This is a genomic window from Paenibacillus sp. FSL H7-0690 (genome assembly GCF_037980415.1).
GTDB classification, from domain to species: domain Bacteria; phylum Bacillota; class Bacilli; order Paenibacillales; family Paenibacillaceae; genus Paenibacillus_AQ; species Paenibacillus_AQ odorifer.
This window is the reverse complement of sequence record NZ_CP150281.1, coordinates 2888077-2910205: the sequence shown is the minus strand read 5'-3', so window position 1 is coordinate 2910205 and position 22129 is coordinate 2888077. Positions and strand designations below refer to the sequence as shown.

The window sequence follows — 22129 nt, the reverse complement described above, 5'->3', positions numbered from 1 at the left end:
AGGAGGAATTATGATGAGTTACTTAGCCAAAGTACGGGAATCCAACCCCTTGATCCACAACATCACTAATATTGTAGTAGCCAATTTCTCAGCCAACGGTCTGTTGGCGCTGGGTGCCTCTCCCTTTATGGCGGATGCCCACGAAGAAGTGATCGACATCGCCGCTATGTCGTCTGCTGTAGTTCTAAATATAGGCACACTCAATGACTACGCCATTCAATCTATGTTGCTCGCTGGTAAATCCGCTAATAAACACGGGGTTCCCCTAGTGCTTGACCCGGTTGGTGCAGGCGCAACTTCTTATCGGACCGCTGTCACTCAAAAGCTAGTGAATGAGATGCAAATCACCGCACTGCGGGGGAATGTGGCTGAAGTCGCTAATGTCATTGGAGAGAGTTGGTCCATTAAAGGGGTGGATGCTGGCGAAGGTGAAGGCGATGTAGTCCTATTGGCTGAAGCTGCTGCGAGGAAGTTAAGCTGTGTGGTCATCATAACTGGAAAAGACGATGTGATCACGAATGGAAAAAACACTTATATTGCCAGCAACGGTCACCCTATTCTCACGAAGGTTACAGGAACTGGCTGCTTACTCAGCGCTGTTGTGGGTGCATTTCTCGCGGTAAGTGGAGGTGCCTCGTTGGAGGCCGCAGTGGAAGCCCTCTCCTTCTATGGAGTAGCCGCTGAAATCGCCGCTGAACTAACAACTGGTCAAGGGCCGGGAAGCTTTCAGGTTGAGTTTCTAAATCAACTGACATGGGTCACGCCAGAAGTCTTCCTAGAAAGATCTAGCATCAAACAGCTCAGTTAATGACCCTCAAAGGAGTGAATTCGATGATTATATCCAAAGCTCTAACCATTGCCGGCTCCGATAGCGGCGGTGGTGCTGGCATTCAGGCCGATCTAAAAACCTTTCAAGAGCTTTCTGTCTATGGCATGTCCGTCCTCACAGCTGTGACAGCGCAGAATACGCTGGGTGTCCAAGGGGTTTATCCAGTGACTCTGGACGCCATAATTCAGCAGCTTGATTCTATAGGACTTGACCTGCAACCAGATGCCGTAAAGACCGGGATGTTATTTAACAGCGACATCATCCGCATTGTGGCAGATAAAATTAAGTATTACGGCTGGTCTAATCTTGTAATTGATCCTGTGATGGTCGCTAAAGGAGGGTCCACACTGCTGCTGCAGGAGGCGGTTCAATCCTTAATCAGCCATCTGCTGCCCTTAGCATTGCTGACGACACCCAATATTCCCGAAGCCGAAATGATCACAAAGATGACGATCTCCACCATCGAAGAACGCAAAAAAGCAGCCAAAATCATTCATGGCATGGGCTCCAAATATGTAGTGCTAAAAGGGGGGCATGATACCTCAACCACAGCCGTAACCGATCTTCTATTTGATGGTCACGAATATACCTTATTGGAGAGTAGCCGGATTCAGACCAGACATACGCATGGTACAGGCTGCACCTATTCAGCAGCAGTTACCGCCGAGCTAGCCAAAGGCAAATCCGTAGCTGAGGCCATTCAAACTGCCAAAGCATTTATACAAGCGGCGATTGAGGACGAGCTGGGCATAGGGGCTGGGCATGGACCAACCAATCATTTTGCTTATCAGAACAGACTGCGAGGGATAAACAATGCAACGAATGAACAGTGAACATCTGCGAGATCTATTAAAAGTCTATTTCATTATGGGCAGCGTAAATTGCCGTAAAGCTCCTGTTAAGGTGCTGCAGGAAGCGGTTGCTGGAGGCATAACCATGTTTCAATTCCGTGAAAAGGGTACCGGATCCTTAAGCGATAAGGCACGACTTAATCTTGGCAGACGACTTCAAAAGATCTGTCATGCCAATGGCGTGCCCTTTATCGTGAATGACGACATTGATTTAGCGATCGCGCTTGATGCGGACGGAATTCATGTAGGACAGGAGGATACCCCTGCATTAGCGATCCGCCAGCTACTTGGAGAGAATAAAATCATTGGTGTATCCGCTCACTCCTTCGCTGAAGCTCAGCAGGCGATTGCCGATGGAGCCGACTATCTGGGCGTGGGTCCCATTTATCCTACGTCATCCAAGGAGGATGCCAAAGCTGTTCAAGGCACTGCGATGATTGAAGAACTCAGAAATAAAGGCATTACCATCCCTTTGGTTGGCATTGGGGGAATCACGCTGCAAAATGTTGCACCAGTATTAACAGCTGGTGCGGATGGGATTTCTGTTATCTCAGCGATTGCCGGAGCTGAAGATATTACCACAACTGCCAGAGGCTTTGTTGACAAAGTCAGTTTAAGCGGGACATAAGCTCATACAGCTCTTCACTGCTTAAATGCCGCCATTGTCCCAGTTCCAAGCCGTCTAATGTAATATTCATAATTCTTATGCGCTCCAGCTTTAGTACTCTATATCCTAACTCCTTGCACATTCTGCGTATTTGCAGATTAAGACCTTGAGTTAGGATAATTCTAAACTGACATTCTGTGATCCGATAGACCTCACAAGGTTTCGTTGTGACTCCAAGAATGTTCACGCCGCTAGACATCTCTTGTAAGAATTCTGACGTAACCGGTTTGTCTACATGAACTACATATTCTTTTTCATGCCCATTCTCGGAACGCATCATTTTATTTACAATCTCTCCATCGTTGGTTAACAAAATGAGGCCTTCCGAGTTTTTGTCTAATCTGCCAATCGCAAAGATCCTTGAAGGATACCCTACAAAATCAATAATGTTCCCAGCCACATGTGGGGCTGCTGTACAGGTAATGCCTATCGGCTTATTCAAAGCGAGATACACTGGCTCCCCTTTACTGCTTGTTATCGGCTCCCCATCGATCCATACGATATCCTCTGGCTCTATAAGAATGTTCGCTTCACAGACAATGCCGTTCACAGCGATTCGACCTGCTGCAATTAATCGCTTGGTTTCCCTTCTGGAACAAAAGCCTGTTTCGCTTATATATTTATCGATTCTCACTGCTGATCCTACTTTCTCTCTATATACTTACATCTGGTCATAAAAAAAACCTGATTTTAACGATCAAAATCAGATGTTAACCTTCAGGAATAACCCAGTTTAAGGGAGCTATTTGGTGCTTCCGCTTTTTTTCACGTTACTGCCCTTGCTTCCACTTGCACCTTTAGCACCTGGACCCGTCGTTGGATCACTTTTAGCAGGTTTAACTGGTTTTGCTGTTTTGTTCCAGCGTGTCCAGCCTTTACTCCCCGTACCTCTGCCTGTGCCGCCACCTTTACTTTTTGCACCCATTATATCACTCCGTCAGTCATTCAGAATTCGTATAGTTTATACACTTTACCTATCTTACCACACTCTCAACCTTTCTGTTTAAGTAATAACAAATGCTTCATCTAACTAGCCACTGTTTAGAATTTAGCATCTTTATTCATTTCATGAATATCAAAGGTATCCTGATGTATTTCGATGGCGATGACGGTGTCCTTTTTTTCAAAAAATTGCACATGTCCTAACCGCTTGTCCTCCAGCTCTATCCATCCAGCATCGTTTAATTTATTAAAGTAGTGGTCAGGCCGATAAAGACCTTGTTCTCCCCCTATATTATCCAACTCGTACTTTGCTCCAATTTTTATATTAGGGTTATTTGAATTTGTTGTCACTTCGATTTCCTTGGCTTTTTTAGGAATAGGAATTTCAGCATTAATGGAACATACTCCATACTCTTGTACCTCTTGAGTTGATGATGTACATCCAGTTACAAAGATTGATAATGACAACAAAATAAAAGTAAATAAGTACTTCTTCAATTAAATTCCTCCTTCTCAGATGATAACTTATTTTACCAAATCAATCCATTAAAAAACACCCCACCAAAGACTAAGCTTTGATGAGGTGTCTATTCACATCAGCTTTGCAGCTCATGCATGGACTTATTTTGGTTGAATATAACCTTCTGCTTTCAGAAGCTCAGCGATCAACACAGCACCGCCAGCTGCTCCGCGCAGGGTGTTATGGGAGAGACCTACGAATTTGTAATCATAGAGGGCATCTTCCCGAAGTCTGCCCGTCGATACGCCCATTCCGTTCTCGATATCACGATCCAGCTTAGTCTGTGGACGATTGTCCTCTTCAAAATAGGTAATGAACTGTTTAGGTGCGCTAGGCAGTTCAAGCTCCTGAGGACGTCCTTTAAAGCTCTTCCAGAGATTCAGAATCTCTTCTTTGGACGGTTTCTTCTCAAAAGAAACAAATACAGCAGCCATATGTCCATCCGCTACAGGCACACGTATACACTGCGAAGTAATCGTTGGCGCTTCACTCTTTACGATACCCTCTTCTTGAACACTTCCCCAGATCCGCAAAGGCTCTTGCTCGCTTTTCTCTTCTTCGCCACCGATATAAGGAATCACGTTGTCCAGCATTTCTGGCCAATCTGCAAAAGTCTTTCCTGCACCAGAAATGGCTTGGTAGGTGGTGACCACCACTTTAGATGGATTGAAGTCTTTGAGCGCATGAAGTGCAGGCACATAACTTTGAATGGAGCAGTTAGGTTTAACCGCAATGAAACCTGTCTCTGTTCCCAGACGTTTTCTTTGCTGTGCAATAACCTCAAGATGCTCCGGATTAATCTCAGGAATGACCATAGGCACGTCAGGCGTCCAGCGATGCGCTGAGTTATTGGAGATTACTGGTGTTCCGGTGCGAGCATAAGCCTCTTCGAGCGCTTTAATCTCATCTTTTTTCATGTCTACAGCACAAAAAATCAAATCCACGTCCGCAGCTACTTCTTCTACCTTAGAAGCATCTTGGACCATAATATTCTTTACGTTCTCAGGCATTGGAGTAGATAACTTCCATCTGCCCTTGGCCGATTCTTCATACGTTTTTCCAGCAGATCTAGCACTGGCAGCAATCGCAGTTACTTCAAACCAAGGATGATTCTCTAGAAGGGCAATAAAACGTTGTCCTACCATACCTGTGCCGCCAACTATGCCGGCTCTTAGCTTTCTTGACATCAGAAAATACACTTCCTTTTGATTAACTGTCCTATTGTGGATAATAGGCCGATAATTAATGATATACGGCGCGGGAACATTTGGCGAGTGTTAACATCAAAATAACATTAAAAATTTTATTTTTAGCGGATTATATTGAATTTCACTAATGCTAATAAAAGAAATAGCTGCACTCAGTACAATTATAAGTATATTTTCTGCTTAGACAACTCTTTAACTGCATTCTCTACAACTATTTCCCCGAAAAATAATGGAAATGCCCTCTAAGTGAACTTTTAGATGTAAGAAATGCAACTAAATCGCATCTGACGAGCATTTTATAGCATATAGTTGTAGGAAATACATCTATTTGCGATTGGTGAGTATAAATCAGGAATCTGCGATCAGCAAACGGCAATCGGCAATCAGCGATTAGCGATTAGCGATTCGCGTTTACAAGCTGCTTCAACCAACTAAGCGTTTCTTACCCCGCTCACTTAAACCAACCCTTTTCTTTAAATCGAGTGATCGCCTCGATGCGGTTACCTACATCCAGCTTATCTAGTATAACTGAGATGTAATTCCGGACAGTTCCCGTGGTAATGTACAACTGGCTGGCGATCTCTTTTGTATTTTTACCGTCGGCAATGAGTCCAAGTACTTCCTTCTCCCGCTGAGTCAGAGGATTTACTTCACCGCTGTAGGCTTCATCCATTAGCTCCGGTGCATACATGCGTCGGCCTGCCATCACATTACGTATCGAAAGTGCCAGTTCTTCGCTAGGACTGTCTTTCAGCAAATAAGCATGAACTCCCGCCTTGAGCGCACGTTCGAAATATCCCGCACGGGCAAAGGTGGTTAATATCATCGTTTTGCAGCCGCTATTCTTCAGCGCTTCCGCAGCGTCGAGACCACTCATCGCTGGCATCTCAATATCCATAATACAGATATCCGGCTTATGCTGCTGAACCATCGCTACAGCTTCTTCCCCGTTGCTTGCCCGGCCCACGACCTTCATATCCTCTTCTAAATCCAACAAAGATGCCAGCGCTCCAAGGAGCATTCGCTGATCCTCAGCGATTACAATCTTAATCATTATACGGTTACCTCCTGTTCCGGATGCTTAAATGCATTTGGGACCTTAATCACTATCGTAGTACCCTCATCTCGCACGATATCCATACAGCCATTTACAAATTCAAGACGTTCCCGCATACCTTGCAGCCCATGTCCTTTAAAATAAAGATCATTGCCCGGGATGCCAGTTCCATCATCTTTCACTTTAATGATGAGATCTGTGCGTGTGGGTTCAATGATAATTGCGCAAGATTGTGCATTACTATGCTTCACAACATTTGTGACAGCTTCCTTAATACACATGCTGAGCACATTCTCCGTAATCAATGAAGTATTAGACAGTTTAGGATTGCCTTGCAAAACATAGTCAATCTCCGCAGCCGCAAGAAACTGCTGAATATGAACGAGTTCGTCCTCAAGCCGAATGCCACGCATTCGCGTAATCATCTCCCGGACCTCTTTCAGTGCACTTCTTGCCGTCTGGCGTACATCATTGATCTCGGCTTTGGCTTGCGTCGGATTACTGTCGATAAGCTTTCCTGCCAAATCACTTTTCAGACCAATTAACGAAAGCTTCTGACCTAATGTATCGTGAAGATCACGTGAAATCCGCTGGCGTTCCTCGAGCTTAACCAATTCTGAGATACGCTTATTAGCATCCTCCAATTGGTCTTGCAGCTTCCCTTGATTATTGCGGTTATAGGTACTGATTGGCAGCAGGATCACTGCAATCATACTGACAAGAACAAAGGGAAGCTGGCTGATAAATACGGGATTACGCGACAGCAGCTCATAATTGATCGTAATAATCGTAGTCAGCAAATGAATGGAGTACAGGGTGAAGAACCCTACTCGATTCTGGATATTCCCAATAAAAAAGGCTAAAAAAAGCGCAAAATACATATATCCAAACAACAACGTCATCGTTATAGAGACCAGTATCTGCACGCTCGTCCAAAAATAAACTAACCAACCCTTGGAGACAAAAGAAAGCACATAACAAACAAAAAACACAGCGATCATCAAGATTCCTGAAACTACCTGGTAGGGAGAAGAGGACCGAAAGATGAAATAAAACGGTAGAATATAAAATACGACCCATACATAAGGGCTAAGACCTGTACTTTTATGAAAAATATGATGCCACTTCTGCATGTTCGCTCTCCTTTTTGCCATATGCCACTCACCTTATTCTAGCATAAATCCGGTAAAATCCGGTGAACCACAACGATAAAGAGAAAAAAGATTAGAGCGCGAATGAGTTCTCCGGCTCTAACCTTCCATATTGCTGCTATTTGATTACAATGTAGCCATTATTCTCCCTGGAGTCTGGGCTTATGAACTTGCAGGACCTCGCCTGCAGTTTTCGGTTTATTTAATATGGACTTCATCTCTTTGAAGCTGATGAAACGTTTATTTTCCTCATCCCAAAGACGGAAATTAAGAGCCTTCAGGCTGGTACCAATCGTAATTGTTGTTGCTTTTTGTAGCGGTGGCGTCGCGTTATGCGCTTTTTCCAAATTATAGTTTGGCACCTTTGGACTTAAATGATGCACATGGTGGAAGCCGATGTTGCCCGTAATCCATTGCAGCACCTTCGGCAGCTTATAATATGAGCTACCTTCAACCGCGGCCATCACATAACTCCATTCAGATTCATTCTCGAAATAAGAGTCTTCAAACTGATGTTGGACGTAGAACAACCATATGCCGAGAAACCCTGATACAAATGCTACAGGCAGCTGCACCATAAGAAATGCCTGCCAGCCAATAGCCCATATTAGCAAGCCATAAAGCGCTGCGATTGAAATATTCGTCAAATAGGTATTCATCCGCTCTTTGCGTCTAGCACCTTTAACATTGAAACGATACTGAATCATAAAAACAGCAATCGGTCCAAGACCAAACATCACGATGGGATTGCGGTAAATCCGGTAATATAGACGTTTCCAGAAGGAAGCCGCTGCGTATTCCTCGACCGTCATAATCCAAATATCGCCGATCCCTCTTTTATCGAGATTACTGGAGCTGGCGTGGTGAATGGAATGACTATGTTTCCACTGCCGATAAGGAACCAGTGTCAGTACACCTGTGATCGTTCCGATAATATCATTCGCTTTACGATTCTTAAAAAAGGATCCATGTGTGCAATCATGAAAAATAATAAAGGTTCGAATTACAAATCCTGCTGCAGGAATAGCTAACAGAAGGGTGAGCCAATAGGAAACGGATAAAGAGAAATAAGCTCCGCCCCATAACAGCACAAGTGGTCCTAAAGTATTGATGAGCTGTCTTATACTTGCGTTGCGGTCATTTTTCTCGTAAGGGGCTACACTCTTTTTAAGGCTGGAGAGCTGTGATGTCTGTTTTGTAGTCATCTATATCGTTTCCTCCTTGATGTGTCCGGCTAAGGATCTTTTCATCTACTCTAAGTATAGAAGATAAAGTGTCATCCTATAAGTCATAAACATCAAGTAGAGAGTATGACAAATGTCATACTCTCCTTCTCATTTAAATTACGTTAGCATTGCAGCCAACATCCATCTTCCTTCACTTCGTATTGACCTTTGATCTCACCAATTCCATTAAGGATTAACGAATCTTTATTAAAAGTTGGAGGTTCATCTAGTACTAGGTGCAGTTTATTAATATTTCGAAGGTCAGCTGTATAGTAGCTAATCACTGGCTTTTCCAGAAAATACTCCGCATCATTGATTTGGATTCGTAAATTATTCTTATGAATGCATTTCTCATCTCCACCAATAATACCCATAGGATTAAAACCCGTAGATTTTATATCTCCTTCAATATACAGGTGGTACCCTTCAAGGCTGATAAAATCAATGAATTCCTTCTCCCTGATTGTTTTGACCGATTGCATAATATCTTCCGTTTCTTTGCTGATAGATATCTCCTCGAAGGGAATGATGACTTGATCCACAAATTGCTTAAAAAACGCATATAAACTTAACTCCGACTTCATAAACTCTTCTTTCCAATCGGAGCGAAGCTCATCCAGCAGCAAACATATAAACAGACCAGAACCGTAGCAGCTTCTTCTGATATTAGCCGAAGATTCAAGTTCATCTATTAAATACGAACTGAATTTGAGCAATACTTCCTCATTAGGTAGGGTGGATTTTTCGGCATAGGCATTTAATTCAACATACCAAGCGGGTCCTTCCAGCGTTTCAATAAGATATTCATTTAGCACGTACTCCCCAAGCAGTTGTTCTCTTTGTTGACGGATGGCAATAAATCTGTACATTGCGTGATTACGCTCTTCAATAGTAGCTGCCATTACACTAAGATATAAATGATGTCTTTCTTGAATCCGCAATTCCATATTTTCGAGGGATAAAGGGTAGGTAATCATCAATAATTCATCTGCATAACGTTCATCTCCCATCAGGAATTGATAACCGTGAAATAATTCGTGTACACAAATGGCGTACAAGTCTTCGAATTCTTCATGTAATTCCAGATTAACGATGGCTGTAGGGTGATCCTCATATAAGATGATGGTATCTCCTGAGAATTCATTACTCCAAGGAAGCAAATGTGGATGATATCCTACCGTTTTGAATTTGGGATGATTGTACAGATACACGTTATCCTTATTATAAAATGCAAAAGAAACAGCCTCGAACCCTTTCCAATATTTCTGCAGCTTGTGGTTCGTTAAACACTTAACAATCATCTCCAAATGAAATTCCATCCCCTACCTCCTCGTTAATGGATCTGCTTAGTATGCTCTTCTCGGTATTCTGTTGGTGTTTGACCACTAGCCTTTTTAAAAACCTGTGTAAAATAACGTGGGTCCTGATAACCGACAAGAGGAGCTATCTGATACACTTTTACGTTGCTGCTCTGCAAAATATACTTCGCCCGCTCCATCCGGCAGTGTGTAACATACTCCAAAAAGGTATAGCCTGTTATTTGCTTATATAAAGTGCAGAAATGACTGATGCTGAGATCAGCCAGCTCCGCTACTTCCTCAATACTTAAATCTTTATGGTAATTACTCTCAATATAACGTTTCGCTTTCTCGATGGCGCTACGCGTATCCTCGCGGTTCACAGGCTTGTTCCCTTGCTCCAATCGCACACCAAACTCTTCTTTCAGAGCAGAGATCACTTCATTTAAAGTGCCGAGATTGTGCATCTTGCTAAGTAATCCATGCAAGGACCAATCTGAATTTATATTCAAATACTCATAATTTCTGTATAACACAACGATCAATTCAACAAGAAGACGTTCAGCCATATCCTTAGGAACAGCTTGTGACTCAATAAATAAAGCAAGCTCATCAAATAAAGACCACATCCGGTCTCTATTTAAGGTACGTATACTTTCAATCAGCGCGGTTTCCAGCTCTTTTGGGTATTTCACCTCTTTACTGCTTGGGAACGATATCTCTTCATCAATAAAGACCCCGGCAAGCCCCGAATAGAACCGTTGATATAAGGCCTTCGCGGCCAGAGGGTAAACCGTACTTAATTGATCAATGCCTTGTGTGGTGCGGCTGATGCCTACGGAACAAGACTGCTTGGAGTATCTCTTGATTCCCGCTATCAAATGTTCACCAAGTTCTCTCCTGCTGGCGCTTAAAGATCCAGGGAACAGTAGTATCCACTCTCCATTATGAAACGGGAAAACCGTCAGCACGCCATGCTCCAGTGACCATTCTTCCACAATATTGCGGATTGCAAACAGCCATAGCCGTTTTTCTTCTACACTCCATTGACTGCTCAGTGTGGTGTAGTCATCTAACTGGACAACAGCCATGAAATATCCGCTCTCCAGTTCACTGTTCTCCAGCCATTTCAGATGCTCAAGCGGCCTTGCATTTCCCAAAGTGATTTCTGCAAACAGACGTTCACGTGCAAGCAGTGACAGCATCTGGACAGAATGAATCAGCTGATCATTTTGCTTCTGTTCATCCAGCTTGGTTCTGGCGCGGTTTAGCATTTCAACCAGTTCATCATGATCGATCGGCTTCAATAAATAATCAAAAGCACCTTGACGTAATGCTTCTCTTGCATATTCGAACTCTCCGTACCCGCTTATAAAAATAAACACCAGCTTCGGGTTTTTAGACAATACTTCCTTCATCAACGTAATCCCGTCAATTACGGGCATGCGAATATCACTAATCACGATATGTGGTGAAGTGTCTTCTATCAAGCGGAGAGCTAATTCTCCATTTCGGGCCTCTCCCACAATCTCCATCTGAAGATCATTCCATGGAATGGCTGCTTTTAAGCTACGAAGAATAATCGGCTCATCATCCACGATTATTACTTTATATTTCTCTTGTAACTCATCCATTCCCTGCACCTCCAGGATCATTGTACACTTGAGCTTTGGATCAAATTCCAATATTGAATGGAGGATGCCTGCACTTGCTTTAACGCTTGCTCAGCAGACATTTCTCCGTTAATCATCTGTTCTATAACACTCAGGAACGTTTTTTTCACTTCTGGTGACAATACATTATCATAAGGGACAAAGCTCTTCCGGTTAACTTCCATCATATTCATGACTTGCGCGAATACGGGTCCTGTCTTCTCAGGATCAAAGGCGATGCGCATGGACGGAATTCTCAACCCTTCATATACAATCCGAGTCTGAACCTCCTGGGTGTAAAAAGCTTTCATGAGATCGAGTGCAGCCTCCCGCTTCGCTCCGCTTAGTTCGGAGGAAAGACCGATGCCAAATGTATAACCGCCGGCAATCGAAGGTTGTTCCCCCTTCTTCAATGTGGGAAACGGAATAACACCTACCTCATTTTGAAAATCCGTAGGAGCTGCTGTTCCGGCAAATAAATTGATATCCCAGTTTCCGTTCAGATACATCGCAGCCTTGCCGCTCGTAAATAGTCCCACCGCATTTTCTGTGGATAACGCATTCGATTTCGTACTGAAGGCACCTTCTTTGATCCATTGCTCCAAGTGCTGAAAAGCCTTTAAATACGCCTCATTCTGAAAGCTGGCTTGATCTTCACCAGTGATCAGCTTCTCGATCAAGTCGGCGCCGGCATAACGATCCATTAAATAATGTGCAAAAATCCCTGCGGGCCAACGATCCTCGTTGCCAAGTGCAAATGGAATATATCCTGCCGACTTCAGCTTTAGTATGGCAGCATCAAGCTCTTGCAGCGTTTCTGGCGGCTTCAAACCGAGCTTTTCGAATATGGTTTTATTAAAATATAAAGGTTCAGCATTCCCTTCAATGGGCAAGCCATAAATATGGTTGTCAAAGGTCCAGAGATCCAGATCCTTGAATTGATTGGTTAGCGCATTCTCCCGGACGAAATCCGTCAGATCAATCAGACGCTTAGAGCGCACATAGGGCTCAATTTCCGCTCCACCGAACAAAACAAACATATCTGGCGGGGTGCCAGTAACCATCTCGTTCTTCAGCTTTTGATCACGGTGCAACGTCTGATCCACACCTTCAAAGTTAACTTTCACATTTGGATGCTCTAACTGGTATTTGTCCACGATATCTTCATAAATAGTCAACAGTGGCCGATCATGCTCTTTAATCCAGAAATGACGGAAAGTTAATGTGATTTTCTCTGGTGAATCATCTTCAATGGGTTCTTGCTTTCCTAAAGTTATAAATAAAACCGCACCCGAAATCAGCACTAGATATAACCACATCCAGCCCCATTTCAATAACCATTTTTTGATAACATTCTCCCCCTTTCTTTCCGTACGGTCGATTACGGCAGTATTTTTGGTATTCGGATTCGGATGGTTGAACCAAAGCCGGGGGATGAACACACTAGTATGCCGTATGGACTGCCGAACCGAATATTCAAGCGTTCATGCACATTTTTAAGCCCCACGCCGCTATCACTGTATTTCTTCTGAGCACTTCCCTCGTTATCCCAAAGACTCATCATCTTGGCAAGGTCAAAGCCGGGTCCGTTATCTTTTACGATAATGATCATATCCATGCCCATTTCATAGGCCGTAATCTCAATGATCCCTGGGTCCTCCATCTGCTCAATCGCATGATACAGCGCATTCTCAACAATCGGCTGAACGATCAGCTTTTGTGTCATGAACGTCCTAAGACCATCCGAAAGATCTATAACATAAGAGAATTTATCTTCAAAACGAAACTTCTGGATATCCAAATAATGACGGACATGCTCGAACTCCATATGCAGCGGAATCAGCTCCTGATTCTGACTGATGCTGATTCGCAGCAGCTTGCCGAGTGAGATGACCATTTTGCTAATATCTTTATTGCCTTGCAGCACTGCCATCGAATTAATCGATTCGAGTGAATTATAAATAAAATGAGGGTTAATCTGCGCCATTAGCGCTTGCATTTCTGCTTCCTTCTTACGACCCTGCTCAGTCTCCACCTGCACAAGCAGTTCATTGATCTGCGTGCTCATCCGATTAAAGCCATCAATCAGCAAATCACTTTCATCATCAGCACGATAGGGTGTAGTGATCGGCGTAAATATCCCCTGCTTCACCCGCTTCATCCCGTTAACCGCACTATTAATACTATGAACGAGCCTCCGTACGAAATAGCGGTCGAACAAAATGGCGGATAACAGCGAAACTGTACTTAAAATAATCGCAATATTCCGGATGGATACAGATTCTGACGAGATGAGATTCATAGGTGTAATGGCTACTAAATACCAGGCTGCATTATGAGAAGGTAGGAAGGTTATGAGTGATTTTTCCCCCTGATAGTTGTCGATGTAATAGTCATGTTCCTTAGCATAATCATTTTGTAAAAAGGGGAACTCTGTGCGTTGTCCAATATGTTCACCGGATTTATTAAAAACGATATTTCCTAGCTTGTTGACCAGCAAAATATCCCCCTTCTTAAGGGTTGCTGCTTCCCAGAAAATCTGATCCAATAAATCAGGTTTTACATTAACAACCAGATATCCGATATCTTCGAGAGAATATGAATCTTTGATTACTCTTGCTTGTACAAGTACCGGATTGCCGGAGATCTCCGAGTCATTTTCTCCCGGTCCTGACCACACGGGCCGCCCTTCGGCGCCTTCCATCGCGTCAAACCAGCTTTGTCTCTTCAAGTCCTCAAAAGACATCGATGCATTGTATTGATAAATTAAACGATCTTTACTATAAAAACTAAATGAAGTAATCATTGGATGATCAATGAGATAACTGCTAAGCTCCTGCTTTCGATCATAAGTGATTACAAAGTTCTTCTGCTTCAGTGATTGCTGAACAACCGGCTGCGTAATTTTTGAATTCGTGATCGAGGTGATTTCACTAAGCGCGAATTTAAGCTTTCGATCCGTTTCAAGCAGTGAAATCCAGTAGAAGTTGCTTGATTTTTTCTCCATTGCATTAGAAAAATTAACGTAAGTGACGATCCCCATCAGAATAACCGGAATAAAGACGAGAAGAATAATAGCGAACAAGATTTTACGGCGGAGTTTCATGATATTCCCCTTCCCCCTGCTGTCTCTGTCCTCTAGTATTCTTCACAAAACCGCCTATTCCCTGTAAAGATCAAAAAGTAAGATCAGCTCTTAATAGCTCCTGAAGTAAGTCCAGCAATCACCCAGCGGCTAAATAACAGGAATACAATCAGCAGTGGCAAGGTTGCCGTAAATGTTGCTGACATGATCATTCCGTAGTCTAGACCATCGCGATTGGAGAACAGCTGTTGGAGCGCAATCTGAATTGTGAAATGCTCTTGATTCTTCAGTACCACTAAAGGCCAGAAGAAGTCATTCCAAACGGTCATAAAATTCAGTATACCTAGTGTAGCCATAGCTGGAGTAATGACCGGGATAGCGATGTTCCAGAAGATCCGGAAATGTCCGCCGCCATCGATCCGACCTGCTTCAATCAATTCCGTATGTACAGCTGTAGTGATATACTGCCGCATCCAGAAGATCCCGAAGGCATTAACCATCGCCGGAACAATAAGTGCCTTGAAAGAGTCTATCCAGTGGAGCTTGGCCATAATTACGTAAGTAGGTAATACACCAAGCTGCTGTGGCACAAATAATGTAGCAATTACAAAGTAGAACAGAAAATTTTTAAACGGAAATTCATATTTGGCAAAGGCATAACCTGCCAGTGTACAGAAAAACACGACTGATATTGTAACCATAGATGAGACAAATAAAGAGTTGCCCAAGGCTTGAAAGAAGTCTGTTTTGTCCAGTACCCGCTGGAAATTCTCAAAAAACTGGTCTCCAACCGTAAGCAAAGGTGGCACATGGAATACTGCGCCTCTGTCATTAGTGCCAACTACAAACATCCAATAAAAAGGAAAGATGGACACGAGCGCACCAACAATCAGCAGCAGATAAAATCCTAACTTGCCGATGATCCCTAGATCATCCGGATCTTTTTTAAATACACGCAGCGTACTCACGCTTTACCCCCTCCCGTATCTCCACCCATGCGATTTGAGACCAGCATATTGAGGACAGAGAAAATAATCGTGACCAGGAACAGCAAGACTGCCGTAGCTGCTGCCGTACCAAAAAATCCGTTGCGGAATGCTTCGCTATACAAATAAGTAACCATAGTGATTCCTTCCTGACGTGTAGATCCAGTTCCCGCTTGGCCCAAAAATACATAAGGCTCAGTGAACAGCTGCAAGGCACCTATAGTTGAAAGCAAGGTAACAAATACAATGAATGGCTTCAATAGCGGTAACGTTATAAAGGTTAGCTGTTGTCTTCTGTTCGCACCGTCAATACGTGCCGCTTCATATAGATCCGTAGGGATACTTTGCAAGCCTGATAGAAAAATAATGGCATTATATCCCGTCCAGCGCCACATTACCATCGTAGAAATGGCGATTTTAACGCCCCACCAGCCAGAGTTGAAGGCCATACTATCCAGTCCCAAGCCGTTTAGTATCCAGTTGATCATTCCGTTGTTGCCAAACAGTGTACTGAACACGAGCGTAACCGCAACGATAGACGTAATATTAGGCATAAAAAATAAAACCCGGAACGTCTTCTTAAAGCGAGTCATCGCCGAATTCAACAAAACAGCAATCAATAGAGCTAGTAATATCTGTGGAACAGTACCCATAAGCCCCATAATTAACGTGTTGCTAAAAGAAATCCAAAAGGTCGGATCACTTGTGACCAGATCATAGTTTTTCCACCCTACAAATTTCATAGGATTCAGGGCATCCCATTTAAAGAACGAGAGATAGATCGTGAAAAAGATCGGATATAGTCCAAATATCGAGAACAGAATAAAAAAGGGCGAAATAAACGTGTAAGCAGTGATGCGGCTCCTTCTTTGTTCAGTTAAAAAGCGGCGCTTGCTCTCGGCATGCGGACTTGAAATAACAGGTTGTGCCATGTCACACCTCCAGGTAATCTAACGTGTAAATCCGAATTCACAGAGAATGTTTCACTCTATGAATCCGGACCTTCTAGAAATTGAATTTCATAGGCTTTTAGCTGCGTTCAGCCAATGTTTTCGCTTGTTTTACTGCTTCGTTCCATTCTTTGGTCGGATCTGCTTTTTTCTCCAACACATTTTTCAATGCGTTTTTGAAGAAAGTATCGGTTTGGTCATGAAGCGGTCCGTAGTATACAGGTTTTACCCGGTTTGCTGCTTTACCGAATTCTACAGCGGTTTGTTGTCCACCGAAGAAATCATCTTTGAAGTCTACGAATGCAGGATCTTCATACAGAGCAGGAATAGAAGGCATAAGTCCTTTTGTTTTGAAAGATTCCAGTTGGTTTTCCTTGTTATCCATCCATGCGATAAAGTCATAAGCTTCTTTCGAGTGTTTGCCTTCTTTTGGCAGCGTCAGGAACGAGCCACCCCAGTTACCAGCACCTTCAGGGAGCTGAGCAATTTTCCATTTGCCAGAGGAGTCTGGAGCATTACTCTTAACATTTCCTGCCATCCAAGCCGGTCCCATAACTACTGCAAATGAACCATCGTTCATGCCTTGACCCCATTCAGGAGACCAGAGCATAACATTGCTGATCCAGCCTTCTTGAATACCTTTAACCGTGAAATCATAAGCTTTTTTGACTTGCGGATTGGTATCTCCGATAAAGCTGCCATCAGCTTTGCTGAAATAGATTTCATCAGCAGATTGATCACGCAAAGCATTAAAGGTAAGATCCGTAAGGTCTACAAATGGTTTGCCTGTTTTCTCTTTGAAAGCTTTGGCAACAGCTGCGAACTTATCCCAAGTATCAATAGCAGCGCCGAATCCTTCTGAATCACTTGGCAGTCCAGCTTCTTCAGCCAAATCTGTGCGGTAATATACAACCGTTGGACCGATATCTGTTGGAAGACCTAGCTGGAAGCTGCCATCTACGGAAGAAGCTTGTTTCCATTTCCAATCCAGATAGTTGGCTTGAATATCTTTGGCACCCAGATCATTCAGGTTATAGAACTTGTCCTGAGCGTTGATGAAACGTTCCATGAAACCGATTTCAAGTTGGAAAATATCAGGCGCACCCGATCCAGCCGACAAAGCAGTGGTCAAATTATTATGGTGAGCGGTTTGGTCACCGGTATTTTGCACTTTGATCGTAATGTTTGGATGTTCCTTAGTGTACTCCTTCGCTAAATCCTCGTAGTTCACGTTGCCCAGTGTCCAGAAAGAAAGTTCGATTTTCTCAGCCGGTTCTGTTCCCTCATCCTTAGTAGGTTCACTTGTGCTTGCTGCGTTGTTACCTGCATTTTTGTTTGATGTGTTGTTGTTCTCGGCGTTGTTGCCTCCGCATGCTGCCAGTGAACCTACGAGCATGATAGCGACTAACGATAGCGCCAAGTGTTTTACTTTATTCATTCCCCTGTACCCCTTTCAAAGGTTTCTCTTACAAGAATTAGTGTACAGGGTTTAAATTCTTTTTTTGAGGAGGTAAACTTCCGATTTATGGTGGAAATAATTACGAAACCATTCATATCTATGTAATGTCTAAGGAGGGAGTATAAAATTTCGTCCAAATATGTTCCTCACAGAATACGTGTACTTCATCTTAAATTGGATTTCTTGTGCTTCCGCAGGTATACTATTTTTATTTCTTACTTCATTACATGATCAAAGGAGTTATTTCCCATGCCCATTAACCGCCCGCTGCTAAGCGACAGCGATTTCCAAGAAGCCGTTGACCGCAAATTACCTGTTCGTGTATTTCAGGACGATCATTTAGTAAATTCAGGAGCAACCGTTGTCCGCTTCACTGATTTCGATGTTGTTATTCAATCTAGAGTTAGTGATCTGACTTACTACTCACGCAAGAGCTGCGAATTTTTTGAGGTTAGACCCTAAAGAAAGCCGGAATGCAATGATCTCTAGGATCATCGCGTTCCGGCTTTCTTTAACAGACATAGGGTATAGCTTTCATCTTTAATTTTTGTTGTAGGTGCTGTACGCTTTCATTTTCTCATTCAGAACTTCCTGGAAACTCATTCTCTTCTTGTCTGCTTTTCCTTGCTTGGGATTGACCACGGGCTGAGGTCTAAAAAACTGATGATTGTAAGCCATAAGATTATGTACGATCACATTCATTGGATTTCAACCTCCTTCCGTGATGTTCCTGAAATTTGCATTTCTGCTTGGTTACTTACGGCTTATTTACCCAGCTTCTCCAAAGTATAAACAGTTTTATCAGATTCATATTAAAAAATGAAAAAGTGCAGCTTTTACAATATGCTAAATACATCTTTGTAAATCACGTATGTCTTTCCACGAAATAAGTTTAATCTCCTCATTAATAATCAATTCCTTAATTTCAATATCATTTAGAAGACGATATTCCAATTCTCTTTCTGTATAGCATTTCGTTATTGCTATTAATTGATCTGTTATTTTAGATGGATGTATAGTTAACTGTGTTATACCAGGTTTTAAATTCTTTAACAATTCAGTTAATCTCATTTTCATTTTGCTATAATCTGCAGCAGGGTAAAAACAGTAAGGAAGAGAAATTATATCATCGATTAATAAAATCCCCCTTTCTTTTGCTGAAGAAATTCTTTTTTGAAACAATTTCAACTGATTATTATTAAAAAAGGGTTGTTCTAGTATCCTAATAGGTAAATTAAAGGGCAGGCGGTACTTTTCACACAAATCAAATATTATTTCTAAAAAATCTCGCCCAGTGTATAACCCCATAATACTCCCCCCATGACTATCCAGATGAGTTGGATCAATGTCTTGTACGATTGCACTTTGGATTTGCGATTCTAACTCTATTCTAATCTCGTCATCAGCAGCGTTTCTTTCCAGAAGAGTGGCATCTTGATGAAAATACCCTTCCCCCGTAATTAAACTATTCAAGATTTTTTCTTTGAATACTGGTTGATACGGATATTTCTCGCCACTCGTTAGCGTTAGATGAATTCCAATATTCTTTATTCCTTTCCAATTAATTATCTTCATAGCGTCATTTGAGTCTGGGCAAGGCATCATAATAGATATGGATGTTATAGCTTTTCCTTCAAATAAGTTAACAATAGCTTCATTAGTTCCTTTAGTTATTCCGAAATCGTCGGCATTAATTATTAACAGACGGTCGTCAGCCGCAAAGCCTAATTTTCGAATCATAAGCCTTCCCCCTATTACTAAATGATTTAACAAAAAGAAAAAAAATAAGGACCTAGACACCGTGAAGTGTTTGCGTCCTTATTTTGAATAGCGTGCTAAACCAAAACCAATTATTCGCACCTTAGAGCAGTGGAAACCTTGAATCTAGCGCTGAGACGGGAACCTTGCTTTCCCCTTCTCATCATTATTATGATCCACTCGCCCTCTCATCAGTTCAAGCAGATATTCGGGTTCTGAGTTCATATGCAGCATTTGAAGTGCAGTTTTTGGTGCAAAACCTTCAGCCACACTATGGGAGATCAAGGCTTGCAGTGGATTAAAATAACCTCGAACATTCAGCAGCCCTATAGGCTTCTGATGAATACCAATCTGCATCCAGCACAGAATTTCAAATAGCTCATCGAAGGTTCCAAGACCTCCCGGCAAAGCAATAAAAGCATCCGCCATACCGCTCATTACCGCCTTACGTTCATGCATACTAGAGACCTCAATCAGATTCGTCAATCCGGAGTGTCTGATTTCATCTTGAAAAAGATCCACTGGCATAATTCCTACAGCTTCGCCGCCATTAGCGAGTACCCCGTCCGCAACCTGTCCCATAAGGCCATTCCGCGAACCTCCATAGACCAACCTACAGCCTTGTGCCGCTATATGATAACCTAATTCCCTAGCCATTTCCGTATATTCAGAGTTAAGACCTGGATTCGATCCGGCAAACACACATATTGTAAAAGCCATTCCTATCACTCCAGACTGGTTATTATGGTGAAATTGAGATTAATTCACTTATTGTACCTCAGAATATTAATATATGTGTTAAATGTAAGTCATCTTTTTGTTTGTAATGTTAATTGGTACAGCGTACTATTCCACTCCGCAGATAGACCTGTAGCTTTGGCCAAAGCCGCTGCTGGCACTAGAGAAGTATAGCTTACTTTAATGGATTCTGCTGATGGTAATGAAATTTTCTTCCCAGCTTTCGTCAACGTCAGTTCCCCCTCCAAAGACAGGGTATATCCCAGACTTTCTGCTACATCCCTAATCGGTACTTTTACACTTCCATCCATAAAAATAGCAGACTGTGCGGAATCCATTTTTTGACCATCTACAATTACAGTAACAGGCTTTAAAATAGGAGATATAGTAAAAGGACGTGAATCAACCGCGCTAATTCCGAGTTGACCAAACCTATTTGTTCCCCAAGCCACAGCTGTTCCATCCTTCAGGACTGCATACTTACTATTCTCACCCATGGCAAAAGAAACAGGATCACTCAATCCTTTTATTAACTTAGGCTGCGTAAAAACTAAACGGTTGTCGGTTGATGGTTGGGTACTCCAAGTCCACACGGTGCCATCTTTTTTAACAGCTGCAAAGTTGTCTAAATCCAGCGTAAGTTTTGAGATCGTTTTTACGGCTGTAATCTTTTGCAGACCTTGTAGTGAGGTACCAGCTTTCCATACCCAGTATTCTCCTTTTTTATTGCCAACAAGATTGAACCCGTTTTTCGTCTGGACAGATACAATATCCGTAAGACCTGGCATCTTGCTCATCGTGACTTCGTTATAATTATTGCTGTCAATTGTTCCCCAGACGCTCCCGCTCTCGGTTAAAGCCAGTATACTGAGATCGCTCATAGAGACGGACTTTACATGGTATAAATCCTTAACTGGGGTCGGTTTCTTCATCACATTCGTGTTCTCTGTTTGCGGGATAGCACTCCAAATCCACAGCGTACCGTTAGTTCGAATGGCGGCATGATAAATACTGCTTCCGATCCACTTCACTTCGCTCAAACCCTGTACCTTAGTGGCAGCAGGCAGCTCTGTATAGCCCACATCTGAAGCTTCTGGAGGATTCCACTGGAGTAGACTTCCATCGTTTCTCAAAGCTAATGCACTATGCAATCCTGACGATATACTAACCACATCACTCATTCCTGAGATCCCTTGAGGAAGCAGAACCTTGTGTTGTTTAGCACTTGCCCCATTGCCAGCTTCTGCTACACTCTTATCCCGATAATCTCCCCAAGCCTTAACCGTACCGTCTTCGTTCAGCGCTACATAGTACGCTTCGCCGATCGCCAGCTGTTTCGTATGTTCAAGCCCAGCTATTTTATGGGGAGTAATCGTCCACCCCTCAGGCCCGGCGGTACCATTAGCAAATTGACCAAAAACATTACTCCCCCAGGACCAAACATCTCCGTCAGTTCCCACCGCAAAAGAGCTTCCACCCCAAAAACCAGGCGAAGCAACAATCTCCTTAATCCCACCCAACTTCCCAGGTGATGGAGCTGCACTTATAACTTGAGGGACAGACAATGCAGTCACCAGACTTGAACAAACCAACAAACTAAACAGCCTTAGCTTCCTTGAAAATAAGTGCATCTTGATTTTCCCTTCTTATGATATTATTGTAATTATTATTTCTATTACACTAAGACGCTATAAAGCTGACAAAAGTTGTAGTTTATCTTAAATCCCGGGATTCAGATTGGTTTGAATTATG

General features: G+C 42.8%; 22 protein-coding genes. 4 read left to right on the top strand and 18 right to left on the bottom strand.

Going from position 1 to position 22129, the window contains the following annotated elements; genetic code table 11:
• Nucleotides 1–13 precede the first annotated feature (13 nt).
• Genes thiM through thiE form a run of 3 tightly spaced genes read left to right on the top strand, consistent with a single transcriptional unit; the run spans nt 14 to nt 2308 of the window.
• Entirely contained in the window at nt 14–808 is a 795-nt protein-coding gene (thiM, locus tag MHI32_RS12720) for a hydroxyethylthiazole kinase (protein WP_076183472.1), read from the top strand.
• 23 nt (nt 809–831) lie between these two features.
• Nucleotides 832–1662 carry a bifunctional hydroxymethylpyrimidine kinase/phosphomethylpyrimidine kinase gene (gene thiD / locus MHI32_RS12715; RefSeq protein ID WP_340012465.1) on the top strand — a complete coding sequence of 277 codons (831 nt, stop codon included), beginning with the start codon at nt 832–834 and terminating at the stop codon, nt 1660–1662.
• On the top strand, nt 1643–2308 hold the full coding sequence (gene thiE, locus MHI32_RS12710) for a thiamine phosphate synthase (protein ID WP_076280800.1): 666 nt from the start codon (nt 1643–1645) through the stop codon (nt 2306–2308). The genes thiD and thiE overlap by 20 nt, the downstream gene beginning before the upstream one ends.
• Here the strand turns inward: thiE and MHI32_RS12705 are convergent.
• The 14 genes from MHI32_RS12705 to MHI32_RS12640 all read right to left on the bottom strand — a co-directional run bounded on the left by MHI32_RS12705 (nt 2289) and on the right by MHI32_RS12640 (nt 17860).
• Entirely contained in the window at nt 2289–2981 is a 693-nt protein-coding gene (locus tag MHI32_RS12705) for a pseudouridine synthase (RefSeq protein ID WP_076218199.1), read from the bottom strand. The genes thiE and MHI32_RS12705 overlap by 20 nt on opposite strands.
• A 108-nt stretch (nt 2982–3089) precedes the next feature.
• Nucleotides 3090–3272 carry a DUF3934 family protein gene (locus MHI32_RS12700; RefSeq protein WP_076218200.1) on the bottom strand — a complete coding sequence of 61 codons (183 nt, stop codon included), beginning with the start codon at nt 3270–3272 and terminating at the stop codon, nt 3090–3092.
• Nucleotides 3273–3388: 116 nt separating this feature from the next.
• Nucleotides 3389–3787 (bottom strand): hypothetical protein, encoded by a 399-nt coding sequence (locus MHI32_RS12695; RefSeq protein WP_340012463.1) that lies wholly within the window; start codon nt 3785–3787, stop codon nt 3389–3391.
• Nucleotides 3788–3910: 123 nt separating this feature from the next.
• On the bottom strand, nt 3911–4996 hold the full coding sequence (gene asd, locus MHI32_RS12690) for an aspartate-semialdehyde dehydrogenase (protein WP_036686293.1): 1086 nt from the start codon (nt 4994–4996) through the stop codon (nt 3911–3913).
• A 472-nt stretch (nt 4997–5468) separates the two neighbouring features.
• Nucleotides 5469–6071: a response regulator transcription factor gene (locus MHI32_RS12685; RefSeq protein ID WP_036686291.1), complete on the bottom strand. Its 603-nt coding sequence runs from the start codon at nt 6069–6071 to the stop codon at nt 5469–5471.
• Complete coding sequence (locus tag MHI32_RS12680; protein ID WP_076179017.1) at nt 6071–7207, bottom strand: sensor histidine kinase; 1137 nt, start codon at nt 7205–7207, stop codon at nt 6071–6073. The genes MHI32_RS12685 and MHI32_RS12680 overlap by 1 nt, the downstream gene beginning before the upstream one ends.
• A gap of 158 nt (nt 7208–7365) precedes the next feature.
• Nucleotides 7366–8430, bottom strand: a complete 1065-nt coding sequence (locus MHI32_RS12675; RefSeq protein WP_076125939.1) for a fatty acid desaturase — start codon at nt 8428–8430, stop codon at nt 7366–7368.
• Nucleotides 8431–8573: 143 nt separating this feature from the next.
• Nucleotides 8574–9770, bottom strand: a complete 1197-nt coding sequence (locus MHI32_RS12670; protein ID WP_340012462.1) for a hypothetical protein — start codon at nt 9768–9770, stop codon at nt 8574–8576.
• Between the two features lie 14 nt (nt 9771–9784).
• Nucleotides 9785–11383 (bottom strand): response regulator, encoded by a 1599-nt coding sequence (locus MHI32_RS12665; protein ID WP_076183463.1) that lies wholly within the window; start codon nt 11381–11383, stop codon nt 9785–9787.
• A gap of 17 nt (nt 11384–11400) precedes the next feature.
• Entirely contained in the window at nt 11401–12720 is a 1320-nt protein-coding gene (locus tag MHI32_RS12660) for an extracellular solute-binding protein (protein WP_076308159.1), read from the bottom strand.
• 62 nt (nt 12721–12782) lie between these two features.
• Nucleotides 12783–14507, bottom strand: a complete 1725-nt coding sequence (locus MHI32_RS12655; protein ID WP_340012461.1) for a sensor histidine kinase — start codon at nt 14505–14507, stop codon at nt 12783–12785.
• 83 nt (nt 14508–14590) lie between these two features.
• On the bottom strand, nt 14591–15454 hold the full coding sequence (locus MHI32_RS12650) for a carbohydrate ABC transporter permease (protein WP_038570403.1): 864 nt from the start codon (nt 15452–15454) through the stop codon (nt 14591–14593).
• Entirely contained in the window at nt 15451–16404 is a 954-nt protein-coding gene (locus tag MHI32_RS12645; protein ID WP_036686279.1) for a sugar ABC transporter permease, read from the bottom strand. Before MHI32_RS12645 ends, MHI32_RS12650 begins: the two co-directional genes overlap by 4 nt.
• A 97-nt stretch (nt 16405–16501) precedes the next feature.
• Entirely contained in the window at nt 16502–17860 is a 1359-nt protein-coding gene (locus MHI32_RS12640; RefSeq protein ID WP_076218205.1) for an extracellular solute-binding protein, read from the bottom strand.
• Between the two features lie 270 nt (nt 17861–18130).
• Here MHI32_RS12640 and MHI32_RS12635 point away from each other — a divergent pair, with 270 nt between their 5' ends.
• A complete protein-coding gene (locus MHI32_RS12635; protein WP_076125931.1) occupies nt 18131–18343 on the top strand; it encodes a hypothetical protein in 213 nt (70 codons plus the stop codon).
• A gap of 78 nt (nt 18344–18421) precedes the next feature.
• Here the strand turns inward: MHI32_RS12635 and MHI32_RS12630 are convergent, their stop codons facing one another.
• The 4 genes from MHI32_RS12630 to MHI32_RS12615 all read right to left on the bottom strand — a co-directional run bounded on the left by MHI32_RS12630 (nt 18422) and on the right by MHI32_RS12615 (nt 22008).
• The gene (locus MHI32_RS12630) at nt 18422–18583 is read right to left on the bottom strand and encodes a hypothetical protein (RefSeq protein WP_172628809.1); all 162 of its coding nucleotides are present in this window, start codon (nt 18581–18583) and stop codon (nt 18422–18424) included.
• A 144-nt stretch (nt 18584–18727) separates the two neighbouring features.
• Entirely contained in the window at nt 18728–19621 is an 894-nt protein-coding gene (locus tag MHI32_RS12625) for a polysaccharide deacetylase family protein (RefSeq protein WP_339173667.1), read from the bottom strand.
• Between the two features lie 144 nt (nt 19622–19765).
• On the bottom strand, nt 19766–20359 hold the full coding sequence (locus tag MHI32_RS12620) for a TIGR00730 family Rossman fold protein (RefSeq protein WP_076125930.1): 594 nt from the start codon (nt 20357–20359) through the stop codon (nt 19766–19768).
• A gap of 89 nt (nt 20360–20448) precedes the next feature.
• The gene (locus MHI32_RS12615) at nt 20449–22008 is read right to left on the bottom strand and encodes a hypothetical protein (RefSeq protein ID WP_076310407.1); all 1560 of its coding nucleotides are present in this window, start codon (nt 22006–22008) and stop codon (nt 20449–20451) included.
• Nucleotides 22009–22129: the final 121 nt, after the last annotated feature.

Coding starts and splice junctions, on each gene's coding strand:
- thiM (WP_076183472.1), top strand. CDS start 14: ATGAGTTACTTAGCCAAAGTACGGGAATCCAACCCCTTGATCCACAAC.
- thiD (WP_340012465.1), top strand. CDS start 832: ATGATTATATCCAAAGCTCTAACCATTGCCGGCTCCGATAGCGGCGGT.
- thiE (WP_076280800.1), top strand. CDS start 1,643: ATGCAACGAATGAACAGTGAACATCTGCGAGATCTATTAAAAGTCTAT.
- MHI32_RS12700 (WP_076218200.1), bottom strand. CDS start 3,272: ATGGGTGCAAAAAGTAAAGGTGGCGGCACAGGCAGAGGTACGGGGAGT.
- asd (WP_036686293.1), bottom strand. CDS start 4,996: ATGTCAAGAAAGCTAAGAGCCGGCATAGTTGGCGGCACAGGTATGGTA.
- MHI32_RS12685 (WP_036686291.1), bottom strand. CDS start 6,071: ATGATTAAGATTGTAATCGCTGAGGATCAGCGAATGCTCCTTGGAGCG.
- MHI32_RS12680 (WP_076179017.1), bottom strand. CDS start 7,207: ATGCAGAAGTGGCATCATATTTTTCATAAAAGTACAGGTCTTAGCCCT.
- MHI32_RS12675 (WP_076125939.1), bottom strand. CDS start 8,430: ATGACTACAAAACAGACATCACAGCTCTCCAGCCTTAAAAAGAGTGTA.
- MHI32_RS12670 (WP_340012462.1), bottom strand. CDS start 9,770: ATGGAATTTCATTTGGAGATGATTGTTAAGTGTTTAACGAACCACAAG.
- MHI32_RS12665 (WP_076183463.1), bottom strand. CDS start 11,383: ATGGATGAGTTACAAGAGAAATATAAAGTAATAATCGTGGATGATGAG.
- MHI32_RS12660 (WP_076308159.1), bottom strand. CDS start 12,720: ATGTGGTTATATCTAGTGCTGATTTCGGGTGCGGTTTTATTTATAACT.
- MHI32_RS12655 (WP_340012461.1), bottom strand. CDS start 14,507: ATGAAACTCCGCCGTAAAATCTTGTTCGCTATTATTCTTCTCGTCTTT.
- MHI32_RS12645 (WP_036686279.1), bottom strand. CDS start 16,404: ATGGCACAACCTGTTATTTCAAGTCCGCATGCCGAGAGCAAGCGCCGC.
- MHI32_RS12640 (WP_076218205.1), bottom strand. CDS start 17,860: ATGAATAAAGTAAAACACTTGGCGCTATCGTTAGTCGCTATCATGCTC.
- MHI32_RS12635 (WP_076125931.1), top strand. CDS start 18,131: ATGCCCATTAACCGCCCGCTGCTAAGCGACAGCGATTTCCAAGAAGCC.
- MHI32_RS12630 (WP_172628809.1), bottom strand. CDS start 18,583: ATGAATGTGATCGTACATAATCTTATGGCTTACAATCATCAGTTTTTT.
- MHI32_RS12625 (WP_339173667.1), bottom strand. CDS start 19,621: ATGATTCGAAAATTAGGCTTTGCGGCTGACGACCGTCTGTTAATAATT.
- MHI32_RS12620 (WP_076125930.1), bottom strand. CDS start 20,359: ATGGCTTTTACAATATGTGTGTTTGCCGGATCGAATCCAGGTCTTAAC.
- MHI32_RS12615 (WP_076310407.1), bottom strand. CDS start 22,008: ATGCACTTATTTTCAAGGAAGCTAAGGCTGTTTAGTTTGTTGGTTTGT.